Raw genomic sequence first — 16,402 nt, 5'->3', positions numbered from 1 at the left:
TTTGACGCTTCATTCAGGCATTTTCAGCGGGCTAGGCGAAACAATCACGCCGTTGTTGTCCGCATAGACATACTCGCCTGGACGAAACGTCACGCCGGCAAAGGTCACCGCGACATTGAGATCGCCGATGCCACGCTTGTCGGTTTTCATCGGATGGCTGGCCAGGGCCTGGACACCAAGGTCTGTCTGGGCGATGACGTCGACGTCGCGGATGCAACCGTAAATCACCAGCCCTTCCCAGCCGTTCTTCGCCGCTTTCTCGGCCAGCATGTCACCCAGCAGTGCCCGGCGCAGCGAGCCGCCGCCATCGACCACCAACACCTTGCCGTTTCCCTTGAGTTCCACCTGCTCCTTGACCAGGGAGTTGTCCTCGAAGCACTTGATGGTCACGATTTCGCCGCCGAAGGAATCGCGGCCACCGAAATTGCTGAACATCGGCTCCAACACTTGCACCAACTCCGGGTAGGCGTCGCACAGGTCGGGCGTGAGGTAATGGTTCATTGAACAACTCCTGTAGAGGCTGGAACGTCAGGCTGAGTGAGCAACCGTTTGTGACCGGAACCGCGTATCGCGTCATATCTTAGCCGCAAGCCGACAAGAGCGAAATGCCCTTGTCAGAGCCTTCGCTTCAAACCGCCTCGGCCAGCCTGGATGGATCCGCCAGTAGCGGTGCATGCTGATCTGCCAGCCAGCGCGCCACCAGCGGCCAGACCTCAGCATGGGCCGCTTTGCTGACCAGCATCTCGACATGGCCGAAATCGTCGGTAAAGCCCTGCTCCCGGCCCAGGCAGACAAACTGTTTGTGCGCAGAGCCGACCTGCTCGAAAAGTTTGCGGCAAGCCCAGGTCGGGTCCTGCTGGTCGCCGGTCGCGCTCACCGCCAGTACCGGCACCTGCACATCGGCCAGCCCCGCCCACCAGTTCTTCTGCGCATCACCGAAACGCCCGAACAGGCCATACCAGCGCATGCTCTCCAGCGCCAGGCCGATGGGCTCGTCCTCCGGGCCACGCTTGAGCCGTGAACCGGACAATTGAGCAAAACGCTTGAGAATGAAACGTCCGCTCCATTCCACCGGTGGGATCTTCAGCGGCCAATAGGTGCGGCTGACCTGGGTGCCAAAAAACGCCGCCGAAGCCACAGCCGGCTCGCCCAGATAGTGGCCGCCCAACGCGGCCGCCAGGGTAATGCCGCCCAAAGAGTGGCCGATCCAGTGTGGCACCTGCCCGCTCTGCTCACGCACGAAGGCGCCGATGGCCGGCAGGTCGTAACGAGCGTAATCGGCCACGCGGTTCTTGCGGTAGTCGTGATTGCGCTGGGACAGGCCATGGCCACGCATTTCGGGAATCCACACGTCAAAGCCCAGCCGCGCAAGATAGGCCCCCAGTCCCAGGCCCTTGGGCGAATACCAGAAGCGCCGGTTGGAAAAACTGCCGTGCAGCAGGATCACGGGAACGCCGCGAACCTCGCTGCCGTCGGCCATGCCCAGTCGGGTGACGGCCAGTTCAACGCTGTAGTCCGGGCTATTGCCGGGCTTCAGACGATAGACATCTTCGCTCAGATCACCACGCCGCTCGGCGCTGATCAGGGCGACAGGAAAAAGGTTGCTGCTGCTTTGCATAATGCTCTTGCACAAAAAAGGGCGGCATCCGCCTGGAGCCCGCCCTACTTCAATCAAAAGGGGCCTATGGGTCAAACCGCGCAACCTGTGGGAGCGAGCCTGCTCGCGATTGCGGCGGGTCAGCAAAATTAATCTTGGCTGACACTCCGCGATCGCGAGCAGGCTCGCTCCCACAGGGGCTTCGCTTAACTGACCGGTATTAATCGGTCAGGCCCCTTCCCTCGATCAGACCGCAGCCTGACCTTCAGCCAGGAAGAACCAGGTCTCAAGCACGGAGTCGGGGTTCAACGAAACGCTTTCGATGCCCTGCTCCATCAGCCACTTGGCCAGGTCCGGGTGGTCGGATGGGCCCTGACCGCAGATACCGATGTACTTGCCGGCCTTGTTGCAGGCGGCAATGGCATTGGCCAGCAGCTTCTTGACCGCCGGGTTCCGCTCATCGAACAGGTGCGCAATGATGCCGGAGTCACGGTCCAGGCCCAGGGTCAGCTGGGTCAAGTCGTTGGAGCCGATGGAGAAACCGTCGAAGAATTCAAGGAATTCTTCAGCGAGGATCGCGTTGGACGGCAGCTCGCACATCATGATCACGCGCAGGCCGTTGTCACCACGGGCCAGACCGTTTTCCGCCAGCAGGTCGACAACCTGGCTCGCTTCGCCCAGGGTGCGCACGAACGGCACCATGATCTCGACGTTGGTCAGGCCCATCTCGTTGCGCACACGCTTGAGGGCGCGGCACTCGAGCTCGAAGCAGTCACGGAACGATTCGCTGATGTAACGCGAAGCCCCACGGAAGCCCAGCATCGGGTTTTCTTCTTCCGGCTCGTAGAGCTTGCCGCCAATCAGGTTGGCGTATTCGTTGGACTTGAAGTCCGACAGGCGCACGATGACCTTTTTCGGCCAGAACGCAGCCGCCAGGGTGCTGATGCCTTCCACCAGTTTCTCGACGTAGAAACCGACCGGATCGTTGTAACCGGCAATGCGCTTGTCGACGCTGTCCTTGATCTCCGGCGGCAAGCCGTCGTAGTTCAGCAACGCCTTGGGGTGCACGCCGATCATGCGGTTGATGATGAACTCCAGGCGGGCCAGGCCCACGCCAGCGTTCGGCAACTGCGCGAAGTCGAAAGCACGATCCGGGTTGCCGACGTTCATCATGATCTTGAACGGCAGGTCCGGCATGGCGTCCACGGAGTTCTTCTTGATGTCGAAGCCCAGTTCGCCTTCGAAGATATAGCCGGTATCGCCTTCGGCGCAGGACACGGTGACGCCCTGGCCATCTTTGAGCAGTTGAGTGGCGTTGCCGCAACCCACTACGGCCGGGATGCCCAGTTCACGGGCGATGATCGCCGCGTGGCAGGTACGTCCGCCGCGGTTGGTGACGATGGCGCTGGCGCGTTTCATCACCGGCTCCCAATCCGGGTCGGTCATGTCGGAAACCAGCACATCGCCGGCCTGGACCTTATCCATCTCCGAGACGTCCTTGATGATCCGTACCTTGCCGGCGCCGATGCGCTGGCCGATGGCACGGCCTTCCACCAGCACGGTGCCGGTTTCCTTGAGCAGGTAGCGCTCCATGACATTGGCCTGGGTACGGCTCTTCACGGTTTCCGGACGGGCCTGCACGATATACAGCTTGCCGTCGTCACCGTCCTTGGCCCATTCGATGTCCATCGGGCACTTGTAGTGCTTCTCGATGATCATCGCCTGCTTGGCCAGCTCGCTGACTTCGGCGTCGCTCAGGCAGAAGCGCGCGCGCTCGGCCTTGTCCACGTCGACGGTTTTCACCGAACGACCGGCCTTGGCTTCGTCGCCGTAGACCATCTTGATGGCCTTGCTGCCCAGGTTACGGCGCAGGATGGCCGGACGACCGGCTTCCAGCGTGCCTTTATGGACATAGAACTCATCCGGGTTCACCGCGCCTTGTACAACGGTTTCACCCAGGCCGTAGGCGCCGGTGATGAATACCACGTCACGGAAACCCGATTCGGTGTCGAGCGTGAACATTACCCCGGCGGTGCCGGTTTCAGAGCGGACCATGCGCTGCACACCAGCAGACAAGGCGACCAGCTTGTGGTCAAAGCCCTGGTGCACACGGTAGGAAATGGCACGGTCGTTAAAAAGAGAGGCGAAGACTTCCTTGGCGGCACGGATGACGTTTTCCACGCCACGGATGTTCAGGAAGGTTTCCTGCTGGCCGGCGAAGGAGGCATCCGGCAGGTCTTCGGCGGTGGCCGAAGAGCGCACAGCGACGGCAATGTCGGGATTGCCTTCGGACAGTTTGGCGAAGGCCGTGCGAATCTCGGCGTTCAGCTTCTCGGGAAATTCGGCTTCCATGATCCATTGGCGGATCTGGGCGCCGGTCCTGGCCAAGGCGTTGACGTCATCGACGTCCAGGGCATCGAGCGCGTCGTGGATCTGTTTGTTCAGGCCGCTGAGTTCCAGAAAATCACGATAAGCCTGAGCTGTCGTGGCGAAGCCACCTGGCACCGATACGCCGGCACCGGCGAGGTTACTGATCATCTCGCCCAGGGATGCGTTCTTGCCCCCCACATGCTCTACATCATGGACGCCGAGCTTATCGAGGGAAACTACGTACTCTACCAAGGTGATCTCTCCACTGACTGTGTTGGAAAAGCTCAAGGCACCGGCGGCTCCAGGGGAGCAAATACCGGCGATATGGCCTGGACCTGGAAAATAAGTGAGAATGCGGGCCACTGGCGGCCAGCAAATCGCGCCTATCATATCCAAGAATCGTCACTCGCTCACTAGGGCCCAAGGCGCAAATGAAACGATCTGCTTTCTTTATCTCCGACGGCACCGGCATCACGGCCGAAACACTGGGCCAAAGCCTGTTGGCGCAATTCGAAAACATTACCTTCGCCAAGTTCATACGTCCGTACATCGACAACGTCGACAAAGCGCGGGCCATGGTACAACAAATCAATAAAGCCGCCGAAACCGACGGTTTTCGCCCGATTATCTTCGATACCATCGTCAATCAGGACATCCGTGAGATTCTCGCAATGTCCAATGGTTTCATGATCGACATTTTTTCTACCTTCCTGGCACCTTTGGAGCAGGAGCTGAGCGAGCATTCCTCCTACTCGGTCGGCAAGTCCCATTCCATTGGTCACAACTCCAACTACATGGAGCGCATCGAGGCGGTCAACTTCGCCCTGGACAACGATGATGGCGCCCGTACGCATTATTACGACAAGGCCGATTTGATCCTAGTGGGTGTGTCGCGCTGTGGTAAGACGCCGACGTGCCTGTACATGGCGATGCAATTTGGTATCCGCGCGGCCAACTATCCGCTGACCGAAGACGACATGGAACGCCTGCAACTGCCCAGCGCCCTGCGTGCCCACCAGCACAAGCTGTTCGGCCTGACCATCGATCCGGATCGCCTCACTGCGATCCGCAACGAGCGCAAGCCCAACAGCCGCTATTCGAGCTACGCCCAGTGCGAATTCGAAGTGCGCGAGGTAGAAAACCTGTTCCGGCGGGAGAACATTCCCCACATCAACTCCACGCATTTTTCCGTGGAAGAGATTTCGGCGAAGATCCTGGTGGAGAAAGGGGTGGAGCGGCGGTTCAAGTGAACCCGTAACAACACAAAACCCTGTGGGAGCGAGCCTGCTCGCGATGGCGGTGGATCAGCAAAGTTGATGTTGGCTGACACTCCGCTATCGCGAGCAGGCTCGCCCCCACAAGGGATTTGTAGTGCTGCTGGCTACTGCGCCAGACGCTCAACCAACTCCTGCCCCACCGCCAGCGCCGAGGCCGGATTCTGGCCGGTGATCAACTCCCGATCCGTCACCACATGGGACGTCCACGGCGAGGTGTTGCTGCTGTATTGCCCACCGGCCTGCTCCAGCGCGGTTTGTGGATAGAACTTCATGCTCCCGCCGCCCAGCAGCCCCTTGGCCAACTCTTCTTCCTGATTGCTGATCACCGTCATCTTGTACCCGGCATAGATCCAGTCGGCCTTGGCCGAGGCCTGGCCTTTGGTAGCCAACTGGCCAACGAAGCCCTTGGCATCAGGCAGGGTCGACAGCAACGCGATCGGCCCGTGGCAGACCAGCGCGGTGGTCTTGCCCTTGTCATGGAAGTGCGTCAACACCCGCCCCAGCGGTGCACTCGTGAGCAAATCCTGCATGGGCGCATGCCCGCCGGGAATGTACAGGGCATCGAACTGTTCCAGACCGATCTGCTCGACACGGGCCAGGCTGATCACCGGTGAGTCCTTGGCCGAAGTGATGTTCAGTTGAGTCAGCAACGCCTGGTAGCGCTCCAGCTCCGCCGGGTCATTGTTGAAGTACATCTTGTCCACCGAGGACCGGTCCAGCGTCGGCGCCCTGCCCTCCGGGGTGGCGAACGTCACGTGGTGACCGGCATCCAGCAACAGCTTCACCGGTTGCAGCAATTCGTTGAGGTAAAACCCGGTGGAGAAGACCTTGCCCTTGTTCAGATCCAGATGATCGGAATCCGACAGGACCACCAGCACGTTATCGGCATGGGCCGCGACGCCAATACCCGCCAGAACAACAGACGTTGCCAAGGTCGTGAGCTTTTTCATGATGACTCCAGGATGTTTCGATAAAAGATGCGCTCACTGTATTGATGCGCTCACCGGCGATAAACTGGCGCACCGGAACATCACTTGGCCCCTGGAGGCAACAATGGCCCGTCGATTCGATTATCTGGCCGACGTGGAAGCCTTCGTCACGGTCGTGGAAAAAGGCACGCTCAGCGCCGCAGCCGTGGCGCTGGGCACCACGCCTTCGGTCCTGAGCCGCGCCATCTCCCGCCTCGAAGCCCGGCTCGGGGTGCAACTGTTGCGACGCACGACCCGGCGGCTGAACCTGACCGATGCCGGCACGTTGTACCTGGAACAGTCGCGCTCGGCCTTTGCCCTGATTGACGACGCCGAGCGGCGAATCCAGGGCCAGGACGGTGTCTTGACCGGTCGCGTGCGCTTGAGCGTGCCGACCACCTACGGTCATTACCGCCTGCCATCGCTGCTGTCGCGTTTCGCCGAGGCTTACCCGCAAGTTCGGGTCGAGCTGAGTATCACCAACCGCAATGTCGATTTGGTGGCCGAGGGGTATGACCTGGCGATCCGCCTTGGGCCGCTGCCGGACAGCGGCCTGGTCGGGCGCAAGCTCGAGGACGCCCGCCTTTGCCTGGTGGCCGGGCCGCATTACCTGGAGCGCGCCGGAATACCCCGGCACGTCGATGAACTGGCTGCCCACGCCTGCCTGCCTTTCGTAATGCCCAGCAGCGGACGCATCGCACCCTGGCTGTTTCGCGACAATCATGAAGACCGGGAATGGCTGCCGGCGGGCAATGTGCAGGTGTCCGATGATGTATTGGGCATCGTGTCCCTGGCACAGGCCGGGATGGGAATCTGCCAGACCTATGAATTCATTGTCCGGGAGCGAATCGAGCGCGGGGAACTGGTGGCTTTGCTGGAGGACTTTGGCGGGCGCAGTCGACCATTTTCAATCATCTACCCGCCCCATCGGCAATTGCCGGCGGCGGCACGGGCGCTGATTGATTTTATGGCAAGAGCGGACGCCATCTGTAGGAGCGAGCCTGCTCGCGATAGCATCACCTTGGCCTGACTGGCAGACCCAGTTGCCTGCATCGCGAGCGGGCTCGCTCCCGCAACGTCCCCGGCCTACTGCGTCAATGCCGCCTGCTCGTCCATTTTCTTGCGCAGGCTCAGCGGGCGCATGTCGGTCCAGACTTCTTCGATGTAGGCCAGGCACTCCTTCTTGAAGCCGCTTTTACCGACGGTACGCCAACCCTCGGGGATGGCCTTGTAGTCTGGCCAGATCGAATATTGCTCTTCGTGGTTGACCACGACCTGAAAGACGATGTCCTCGCGGTCGAATACTGAAGTCATGGGTGTCTCTCCATCTTTGCTCGAGGTTCGCTGCGTCACATGCGCAGCCAGGATATGAAAGGAACGTACGGGGTCGGGTGAAAATTAGCTGTCTGTGACCGCCGCATGCAGGGCTCGCCCGAAAATCTCGGCGACCCGGTCGATTTCGGCCCGGGTGATGATCAACGGTGGCAGGAACCGCACCACGCCGCCCTGGCGACCGCCCAGCTCCAGGATCAGCCCGCGCTTGAGGCATTCGCGTTGCAGCCGTGGCGCCAGCTGTGCATGCACAGGCGGATGGCCCAGGGCGTCCGGCTTGCCCGCCGGGTCCACCAGCTCGACACCGAGCATCAGCCCGCGACCACGGATATCACCCAGTTGCGGGAAGTCCCGCTGCAGGATGTGCAGGTGCTCACTCAGGCGTTCGCCCATGGCGGCGGCGTGAGTCGGCAGGTCGTGCTCACGCAGGTAGCGCATTACCGCGGAACCGGCGGCCATGGCCATCTGATTGCCACGGAAGGTCCCGGCGTGAGCACCTGGCAACCAGGTGTCGAGCCAGTCGCGGTAAACCACTACCGCCAGCGGCAGGCTGCCGCCAATGGCCTTGGACAACACCACCACGTCCGGGATGATCCCGGCATGCTCGAAGGCAAACATTTTGCCGGTGCGGCCGAAGCCGGTCTGGATTTCGTCGACGATCAACGCCACCCCTGCCTGCTCGGTGATCCGCCGCAAGCCGCGCAGCCAGTCCAGGTCGGCGGGTATGACTCCACCCTCGCCCTGCACCACTTCGACGATGACCGCCGCCGGCAATTGCACGCCGGCCTCCGGGTCGTTCAACAGGTTTTCCAGGTAATGCAGGTTGGCCTTCACGCCCTCGACACCGCCCAGCCCGAACGGACAGCGGTAATCGTAGGGGTACGGCATGAACTGCACGCCGCTGCTGAGCAAGGCGCCCAAGGGTTTCTTCGGCCCCAGGCTGCCCATCAGACTCAGCGCGCCCTGGCTCATGCCGTGATAACCGCCCTGGAACGACAGCACGGTGCTGCGTCCGGTGGCGGTACGCACCAGCTTGAGGGCGGCTTCCACCGCGTCGGTACCGGTGGGGCCGCAGAACTGGATCTTCGCCTCGGCGGCCAGCTCCACCGGCAACAGGCCGAACAGGTCCTGGACGAAGCGATCCTTGACCGGCGTGGTCAGGTCCAGGGTATGCAACGGCAGCTCGTCGGCCAGCACCTGCTGGATCGCGTCGATCACCACCGGGTGGTTATGCCCCAGCGCCAGCGTGCCGGCGCCGGCCAGGCAATCAATGAAGGTGCGGCCCTCGACGTCCTCGATATACAACCCCTTGGCGCGCTTGAGAGCCAGGGGGATGCGCCGTGGATAGCTGCGGGCATTGGACTCCTGCCGACTCTGGCGCGCCAGCAGCGGCGACTCATTGAACTGGTAGAGCGTCTCGGCCGGCACGGGGCTGACCCGGGCCGGCTGTGCTTCGATAAGGCTGTTGGCGACTGACATCTCTCGACCCCGTAGTACGTAGTGACCCAAAACGACACACCGGGCAGGTGCGCATCCGGTCGGAGCGCACATGCAGGTTTCCTGTTGTGGAAACGCATCAGCCGTGGGGGGATTTACTCGCGGGCAGCACTTTCTCCTGCGGCGCGATCAGTGGCTTGTGCATCGCAATGGCCTTGACCCCGCCAATAGCGAAGGCGTCAGCGCTTTGCTCGAACCCCAGGTGTCGATAGAACGCCTGGCTGCTACGGGTGGTGTTGAGGCGCACTCGGGCCACGCCGCGCCCGCGCAGCCAGGCCTCGATGTCCCGCACCAGCGCCTGGCCGACACCGCGGCGGAAGGACTCCGGCTGTACGTAGCAGAAGGCGATCCGGCCACTGGCCGAGGCCATGGCGACACCCGCCGGCCGCCCCTGCAAACGTGCCACGGTCAGACGCAAGCGTGGGTCGACCAGCCAGGGGCGGATATGCGCGAGGGTGTTGTTGCGTACCCAGGCGGCGACGACAGCGGGATCGTTACGGTGTTCGGCGGCACACCCGACCCGGATGGAGCGTTCGGCGATCCGGCTGATGATGCCGGCATCGCTGGGGGTGGCCGTGCAGATTTCGATGAAGGTGTCCATGGCGCGGTTTTCCTCAGTCCTTGAGTCGAGCTGAAAAAAACATAGACCCGGATAAGGCCGGGGCGCCAATGACAGGTCGTTACAGCAGATGTACAACGATCTCCCGCTGGGTGCGCCCGTAGGAGCTGACGAGTGCAACGAGGCTGCGATCTTGTCCCAGACAGTTAGATCTCAAGTGCAAGATCAAGATCAAGATCAAGAAAGATCAAAAGATCGCAGGCTTCGCCAGCTCCTACACAGCGGTTGCCTGCACCGGCATCGTCAATTCAACCCGCAATCCGTCCGGGCGGCTGTCGAAATGCAGACCGCAACCACAACGCTGGACGATGGCCTGGACGATCGCCAATCCCAGTCCGCAGCCGGTGCTCTGGCCGTTGCGCCAGAAGCGCTGGGTCAAGTGCTGGATATCGTCGGCGGCGATGCCCGGGCCGTGGTCGCGAACCTGGAAACGCACGCGCTGGCCGATCATTTCCAGGCGCAGCTCCACATCGGTGTCATCCGGGGTATGTCGCAGCGCATTGTCCAGCAAATTGCGCAAAGCGGCGATGGAGAGCACTGCCGGCATTTGCACCGGCGCGTCGGACAGCTCGGCCGGCACGTGCAGCTTGATTCGCCGGGGTTCGCCACTGGCCGCATCCTGGATTGCCAGCCGCGCCACCTGCTCGGCGTTGCATTGCACGCCATCGTCGAACGACAGGCTGCCTTCGACCCGGGCCAGCAACAACAACTGTTCGAGGGTGCGGTGCAAGCGGTCGGCGCCCTCCTCGGCCCGGGCCAGGGACTGATCACGGGCGACGCCTTCAGTCATGCGCGCCACTTGCAGGTGAGTCTTGATGGCCGTCAAGGGGCTGCGCAGTTCATGGGCGGCATCGCCGGTCAGCCGGCGTTCGCGCTCAATGGTCTTGCCGATACGCTGGAACAGCTGGTTCTGGGTCTCCAGCAACGGCCGCAGTTCACTGGGCAGCGGATGGATCTGCAAAGGTTCCAGGGAGTCGGCATTACGTCGCATCAACGCATCGCGCATGCGATTGAGCGGTGCCAGGCCCTGACCGATGCCCAACCACAACAGGCACAGGCAGCCCAGCAGCGCCACGCCGACCGGCACCGAGGCCGCCAACAGTACCGACATGTTCAAGGCTTCGCGCTCGATCTGACGGTCGGCGGTGGTGATGCGCAAATCCCCTCGGGCCAGGGTAAAACTGCGCCAGGGCGCGCCGTCGATCATCTGGTCGTGAAAGCCCAGTTTCTCGGCTTCAAGGGTTTGGTCCGGGGTGCCATGGCTGCGAGCCAGGATCTCCCCCCGCAAGGAGCTGACCTGGCAGGCCATGCCCCCCGGAATGCTCACGTGCTCGGTTCTCAGGTGCGTGCCTTCTCCCTTGCTGGGCAATGGCGGCATCTGCTCCAGCAGCCCGGCAACCATCCGCGCCGAAGCCACCAGCCGCTGGTCGAGGGAGAACATCATCTGGTTGCGCAGATCGCTGAGCATCCACGCCGCCGCCAGGGCCCAGATCAGGGCAAAGGCCGCACCGAGGGTCAGGCTCAGGCGCAATCGCAGGCTCATCACTTGGAAGATACCCCGTCGTCGGCCGGCCCTAGCCGATAACCCAGCCCACGGACTGTCTCGACAATGCCATTGCCGAGTTTGCGCCGCAGGTGATGGATATGGACGTTGAGGGCGTTGCTTTCCAGTTCGTCATTGAACCCGTAGACGCTGTCCTTGAGTTGCTCGGTAGACAAGACCCGACCGCGGCTGTGCAACAGCGCCTGCAGCAATGACTGCTCACGCCGGGAAAGGTCCACCGGCTGTCCGCCGAGGGTGGTTTCGCGGCTGCTGGGGTCGTAAGTCAAACGACCGTGCTCGATCAGATTGACACTGCGCCCTGCCACGCGCCGCAGCAAGGTATGCAGGCGCGCCGCGAGTTCACGCAGATCGAAGGGCTTGAGCAAATAGTCATCGGCCCCGGCCTGCAAACCGTCGACCCGGTCGGTCACCGAGTCCCGGGCGGTGAGGATCAGCACCGGAATCTCCAGACCTTGCTGGCGCAGTTGACGCAACAATTTGAGGCCGTCCTCGTCAGGCAGGCCCAGGTCCAGCACCATGACGTCGAACCGGGCCACACCCACCATCGCCCTCGCCGCCGACGCCGTGGCGACGTGCTCGACGGTCAGGCCCTGGGCCGTGAGCCCGGCGACAATCCCGCTGGCGATCAACTCATCGTCTTCGCAGACCAGTACGTGCATGGTAAGCCCCGTGGAAAAAGGTACATTAGGCCGCCGGCCGATTAAGCCGACATTATGCGACGAGTACGGCAAACATGGGCGATCATTGCTGCCTGCCGATTGTCGCCGGGTTAATCGACGGTTAATCGCCATTCGCCATCGTGCATTCCACTTGCTCCGTTCTAAGGCTTTATCCATGCGTCGATTGTTTTTGCTGTGGCTGCTCCTGATCTCGGGCCTGGCCCAGGCCGCCAATCCCTTCGAGACCAAAACCGATTTCCTGCCGGTGGAAAAGGCGTTCGTGTTTACCTCCGAACGCCTGGACTCCGGTGAAACCCAGTTGTTCTGGCAGATTGCCGACGGCTACTACCTGTATCAGCAGCGACTCAAATTCGACGGTCTTGCCGAGGCGCAAAAGCCGCAACTGCCGGAAGGTGAAGCCCACAGCGACGAGTTTTTCGGCGATCAACAGGTTTATCGCCAGGCGCTGGAGCTGAAAATCCCCGCCGGCGCCACCGGCAAGATCAAGGTCGGCTTCCAAGGTTGCGCCGACGCGGGCTTGTGCTATCCGCCCCAGACCCAGGTGGTGGACCTGGGTGGCACTGCACCAACGGTTGCCAGTGGTGAGGCGCCGGACCAGGCCCTGGCCAGCGGCCTGCAGCAACGGGCCTTGGGCTGGAGCCTGCTGGTGTTCTTTGGCCTGGGCCTGTTGCTGGCGTTTACGCCGTGCTCGCTGCCCATGCTGCCGATCCTGGCCGGGGTGGTGGTGGGCAGCGGTGCCAGCCCTCGGCGTGGATTGGCATTGGCCATCAGCTACGTGATCAGCATGGCCCTGGTGTATGCCGCCATGGGCGTACTCGCCGCGCTGTTGGGGGCCAACCTTCAGGCGCTGCTGCAGCAACCGTGGCTGCTGGGCACTTTCGCAGCGATTTTCGTGGTGTTGGCGCTGCCGATGTTCGGTTTCTTCGAGTTGCAATTGCCGGCCGCTCTGCGCGACCGCCTGGAAAGTGCCGGACGCCAGCGCCGCGGCGGCAGCCTGGTGGGCGCCGGCATTCTCGGAGCGCTGTCCGGCCTGTTGGTCGGCCCGTGCATGACCGCCCCGTTGGCCGGTGCGCTGCTGTACATCGCCCAAAGTGGCAATGCGTTGCACGGCGGGCTGATCCTGTTCGCCATGGGCGTCGGCATTGGCCTGCCGCTGTTGCTATTGGTGACCGTGGGCAATCGTTTCCTGCCCAAACCCGGCGCCTGGATGAATGTGCTCAAGGGCGTGTTCGGCTTTCTGTTCCTGGGCACCGCGATCCTGATGATTCGCCCGGTCATCGACGGCTCGCTGTGGATCGGTCTGTGGGGCGTGCTGCTGCTGATTGCCGCCTATAGCGCCTGGCGTCAAACCGAAGGTTTCGGTCGCACAGCCTATGTATGCGGCAGCGCGTCGCTGCTGTTCGGCCTGTGGGGCAGCCTGCTGGTGATCGGCGCGGCGGGGGGCGGCGATGATTTCTTCCAGCCCCTGAAGGTCTATGCCGGCACCTCGGAAAGCTCGGCCACCAGCGCCCATGATGCCTTTATCACGGTCAGCGAGCCTGCCGCCCTGCAACGGGAGTTGGACGCGGCCAAGGCCCAGGGCCAATGGGTCCTGCTGGACTACTACGCCGACTGGTGCGTGTCCTGCAAGATCATGGAAAAACAGGTGTTTGGCCGCGCCGAAGTGCTGGATGCCTTGAAAGACGTACGCCTGGTGCGTATCGATGTCACCGCCGACAATGCCGCCAGTCGCGAACTGCTGGGCCGCTATCAAGTGCCGGGGCCACCGAGCCTGCTGTGGATTGGCGCCGACGGTCAAGAGCGACGCAGCCAGCGGATCACCGGGGAAGTCAATGCCAAGGAATTCCTGGAGCGTTGGAACATGACTCGGAACGCGCGCTGATGCTGACGTTTACCCTGGGCACCTTTGCCATTGCGCTTAACCATCTATTGCTGATCAGCGCGTTGGCACTGGCGACCGTGGTGGGCTGGCGAGTAGCCAAGCGCGGTGGCGAAAACCCGGAATCGGTGCTGTTCGTGCTGTTTTTGCTGGGGCTTCTGGCCGCACGGATCGGCTTCGTCGGCGCCTACTGGAACCATTACCAGGATGACCTGTGGCAGATCGTCGACCTGCGCGACGGTGGTTTCCTGGCCTGGCCGGGGATTGTCGCGCTGGTGATTGGCGCGTTGCTGTGGAGCCGGCACCGACCGGCCTTGCGCCGGCCGTTGGCTTTCGGCGTTGGCAGCGGCCTGTTGTTCTGGGTGGTGGCGACGATGTCGTTGACGATCTATGAACAAGGCACCCGACTGCCGGAAATCAATCTGCGTAACGCCAACGGCGAGACGGTGAAACTCACCGATTATCAGGGTCGGCCCCTGGTAATCAACCTCTGGGCCACTTGGTGCCCGCCCTGCCGGCGCGAAATGCCCGTGCTGGAAGAAGCCCAGCAGCAACGCCCGGACCTGACGTTCCTGTTCGTCAACCAGGCCGAAAGCATGCAAAGCGTCAGCACTTATCTCGCCACCCAGGGCTTGAGCCTGGACAACGTGCTGTTTGATGGCAGCGGTCGCCTCGGTCAAGCCGTCGGTTCCATGGCGCTGCCAACGACCTTGTTCTACAGCGCCGACGGCCGCCTGCTGGACAGTCACTTGGGCGAATTGTCAGAAGCGAGCCTGGCCCGCGCCCTGGAGAACTTCGAAACGCCGGATTCAACATCGGCTCCCCACTCCGCCACAAGGAAACCCTCATGCCCCGCCTCCGCCACTTGCTGACCCTGGCCGTCGCCGCCACGCTGTCGCAGGCACCGCTGCTGCACGCCGAAGAACTGCCCGCGGCCATCAAGAAAATCGAAGCCAAGGGCGCGAAAATCGTCGGTACGTTCGAGGCGCCGGACGGATTGCGCGGTTACGCGGCGCAATACCAGAACCGTGGGATGGCGCTGTACCTGACACCCGATGGCCAGCATGTCTTGCTGGGCAACCTGTACGACGCCGACGGCAAGGACCTGAGCGCCGAGCCGCTGCAAAAGCTGGTCTATGCGCCAATGGCCAAGGCCATCTGGGGGAAGATGGAAACGAGCAACTGGATCGCCGACGGCAGCAAGGACGCGCCGCGCACCGTCTATCTGTTCAGTGACCCGAACTGCCCGTACTGCAACATGTTCTGGGAACAGGCACGGCCCTGGGTCAAGGCCGGCAAAGTGCAGTTGCGCCACATCATGGTGGGTATCATCCGTGAAGACAGCCCAGGAAAATCCGCCGCATTGCTGGCGGCCAAAGACCCTGAGAAAGCCTTGGAAACCCACGAGAAGGCCGGCAAGGGCAGCGCGCTCAAACCCCTCAAAAACATACCGCCGGCCATCCAGGCAAAACTGGACGCCAACCTGCAATTGATGGAGGAGCTGGAACTGTCCGCCACCCCGGCGATTTTCTACCTGGATGACAAGGGCGAACTGCAACAGCAGCAAGGCGCACCGTCGCCGGACAAGCTGGTGAAGATTCTCGGGCCGAAGTGACATCGACCCAGAGGGCCTCATCGCGAGCAGGCTCGCTCCCACGGAGGGTGTGTGGCGACGACAAAAACAGCGTCAGGCACAGATCATAATGTGGGAGCGAGCCTGCTCGCGATGGCGGCGGGTCAGCGTCGCAAAAACTCCAGCAAGGCCCGGGTGACGAATTCCGGGTTTTCCAGGTTGGAGATATGCCCCGCCTCTGGAATCAGCACATGCGGGCAGCCGATCAGCTCAGCCATTTCCAGCGCCTCGGACGGTGGTCGCGGTTTGTCCTGATCGCCGCACATCACCAGCGTGCGCCTGGCGTCGAGCTCAGGCAGGCGCGGCAGGATATCGTCGCGACCGAAAATGATCCGTCCCAGCGGTACGATGCTGTCGCGCAAGCGCTCGGTCGGCAATGCGGCCAGTGTGGCGCGGAACTGCTGGTAGAGCGCTGACTGCGGATCGATGCCTGGCCGGAAGAAGATCGGTACGATGATGTCCAGCAACGGTTCGGGGACGCTGCCGCTGGCTTCGATCTTGTCGAACAGCGAGAAGTAATACTGGCGGGTCGGTTCTGGCTCGACGCCCACGTAGGTGTCCATCAGCACCAGCGCCTGGAGCCGCTTGGGCGCCATCAGCGCCAACCGTGCGCCCCACATCCCACCGACGGAAAGCCCCACCAGGCTGAAACAATCGATATCCAGATGATCCATCAACGCCAATGCCTGACGAGCCAGGTCGTCCAGAGAGGTCATGCCCTCAGGCAAACGCCCGGACTGGCCGTGGCCCCACAAATCCAGGGCGATCACCCGGTAATGTCGGGACAATGCCTCGATCTGCGGTGCCCACATGGTGTGATCCCACAGGTAGCTGCTGCCCAGCAGCACCACCGGCCCCTGGCCTTGGTCCAGGTAGTGAAGTGATTGCCCATCAAGGGTTGCAAAAGGCATTGATGACCTCCTTGTTTTGAATGGAGAAAAAGCCTTGGGAGACTGAGCCGTACAGGGCGAGGCGTCAACCTTGGG

The 16,402-nt window shown here is 62.2% G+C and carries 15 protein-coding genes; 5 read left to right on the top strand and 10 right to left on the bottom strand.

Annotated features, from left to right (window positions below):
• Positions 1-9: 9 nt before the first annotated feature.
• The 3 genes from rraA to ppsA all read right to left on the bottom strand — a co-directional run bounded on the left by rraA (position 10) and on the right by ppsA (position 4,219).
• The gene (gene rraA / locus BM132_RS23200) at positions 10-501 is read right to left on the bottom strand and encodes a ribonuclease E activity regulator RraA (RefSeq protein WP_047227142.1); all 492 of its coding nucleotides are present in this window, start codon (positions 499-501) and stop codon (positions 10-12) included.
• Positions 502-628: 127 nt separating this feature from the next.
• Positions 629-1,618: an alpha/beta fold hydrolase gene (locus BM132_RS23195; protein ID WP_092401782.1), complete on the bottom strand. Its 990-nt coding sequence runs from the start codon at positions 1,616-1,618 to the stop codon at positions 629-631.
• Between the two features lie 225 nt (positions 1,619-1,843).
• Entirely contained in the window at positions 1,844-4,219 is a 2,376-nt protein-coding gene (gene ppsA / locus BM132_RS23190) for a phosphoenolpyruvate synthase (protein WP_092401785.1), read from the bottom strand.
• A gap of 179 nt (positions 4,220-4,398) precedes the next feature.
• Here ppsA and BM132_RS23180 point away from each other — a divergent pair, with 179 nt between their 5' ends.
• A complete protein-coding gene (locus tag BM132_RS23180; protein ID WP_092401788.1) occupies positions 4,399-5,217 on the top strand; it encodes a posphoenolpyruvate synthetase regulatory kinase/phosphorylase PpsR in 819 nt (272 codons plus the stop codon).
• Between the two features lie 131 nt (positions 5,218-5,348).
• On the opposite strand, the gene BM132_RS23175 is transcribed toward BM132_RS23180, so the two are convergent.
• Positions 5,349-6,194 carry a type 1 glutamine amidotransferase domain-containing protein gene (locus BM132_RS23175; protein WP_092459004.1) on the bottom strand — a complete coding sequence of 282 codons (846 nt, stop codon included), beginning with the start codon at positions 6,192-6,194 and terminating at the stop codon, positions 5,349-5,351.
• A gap of 103 nt (positions 6,195-6,297) precedes the next feature.
• On the opposite strand from BM132_RS23175, the gene BM132_RS23170 reads away from it, so the two are divergent.
• Positions 6,298-7,242 (top strand): LysR family transcriptional regulator, encoded by a 945-nt coding sequence (locus tag BM132_RS23170; protein ID WP_092459002.1) that lies wholly within the window; start codon positions 6,298-6,300, stop codon positions 7,240-7,242.
• A gap of 56 nt (positions 7,243-7,298) precedes the next feature.
• On the opposite strand, the gene BM132_RS23165 is transcribed toward BM132_RS23170, so the two are convergent.
• The 5 genes from BM132_RS23165 to BM132_RS23145 all read right to left on the bottom strand — a co-directional run bounded on the left by BM132_RS23165 (position 7,299) and on the right by BM132_RS23145 (position 11,883).
• A complete protein-coding gene (locus BM132_RS23165; protein WP_092401797.1) occupies positions 7,299-7,526 on the bottom strand; it encodes an MbtH family protein in 228 nt (75 codons plus the stop codon).
• An 84-nt stretch (positions 7,527-7,610) separates the two neighbouring features.
• Entirely contained in the window at positions 7,611-9,023 is a 1,413-nt protein-coding gene (locus BM132_RS23160) for an aspartate aminotransferase family protein (RefSeq protein ID WP_092459000.1), read from the bottom strand.
• Between the two features lie 97 nt (positions 9,024-9,120).
• Entirely contained in the window at positions 9,121-9,642 is a 522-nt protein-coding gene (locus BM132_RS23155) for a GNAT family N-acetyltransferase (RefSeq protein ID WP_092458998.1), read from the bottom strand.
• Positions 9,643-9,874: 232 nt separating this feature from the next.
• Positions 9,875-11,206 carry an ATP-binding protein gene (locus BM132_RS23150; protein ID WP_092458996.1) on the bottom strand — a complete coding sequence of 444 codons (1,332 nt, stop codon included), beginning with the start codon at positions 11,204-11,206 and terminating at the stop codon, positions 9,875-9,877.
• Positions 11,203-11,883: a response regulator gene (locus BM132_RS23145; RefSeq protein WP_092401809.1), complete on the bottom strand. Its 681-nt coding sequence runs from the start codon at positions 11,881-11,883 to the stop codon at positions 11,203-11,205. The genes BM132_RS23150 and BM132_RS23145 overlap by 4 nt, the downstream gene beginning before the upstream one ends.
• A gap of 175 nt (positions 11,884-12,058) precedes the next feature.
• On the opposite strand from BM132_RS23145, the gene dsbD reads away from it, so the two are divergent.
• Genes dsbD through dsbG form a run of 3 tightly spaced genes read left to right on the top strand, consistent with a single transcriptional unit; the run spans position 12,059 to position 15,398 of the window.
• A complete protein-coding gene (gene dsbD, locus BM132_RS23140) occupies positions 12,059-13,786 on the top strand; it encodes a protein-disulfide reductase DsbD (protein WP_092458994.1) in 1,728 nt (575 codons plus the stop codon).
• Positions 13,786-14,655, top strand: a complete 870-nt coding sequence (locus BM132_RS23135) for a TlpA family protein disulfide reductase (RefSeq protein WP_092401815.1) — start codon at positions 13,786-13,788, stop codon at positions 14,653-14,655. The genes dsbD and BM132_RS23135 overlap by 1 nt, the downstream gene beginning before the upstream one ends.
• The gene (gene dsbG / locus BM132_RS23130) at positions 14,631-15,398 is read left to right on the top strand and encodes a thiol:disulfide interchange protein DsbG (protein WP_092458992.1); all 768 of its coding nucleotides are present in this window, start codon (positions 14,631-14,633) and stop codon (positions 15,396-15,398) included. The genes BM132_RS23135 and dsbG overlap by 25 nt, the downstream gene beginning before the upstream one ends.
• A 122-nt stretch (positions 15,399-15,520) precedes the next feature.
• Here dsbG and BM132_RS23125 read toward each other — a convergent pair whose 3' ends face one another.
• A complete protein-coding gene (locus BM132_RS23125; protein ID WP_092458990.1) occupies positions 15,521-16,327 on the bottom strand; it encodes an alpha/beta fold hydrolase in 807 nt (268 codons plus the stop codon).
• Between the last annotated feature and the right edge of the window lie 75 nt (positions 16,328-16,402).

Origin of the sequence: Pseudomonas sp. NFACC45, assembly GCF_900113505.1 — a bacterium.
GTDB lineage: Bacteria > Pseudomonadota > Gammaproteobacteria > Pseudomonadales > Pseudomonadaceae > Aquipseudomonas > Aquipseudomonas tehranensis.
Note: the sequence above shows the minus strand (reverse complement) of the source record. Positions and strands in the feature narration are given on the sequence as shown.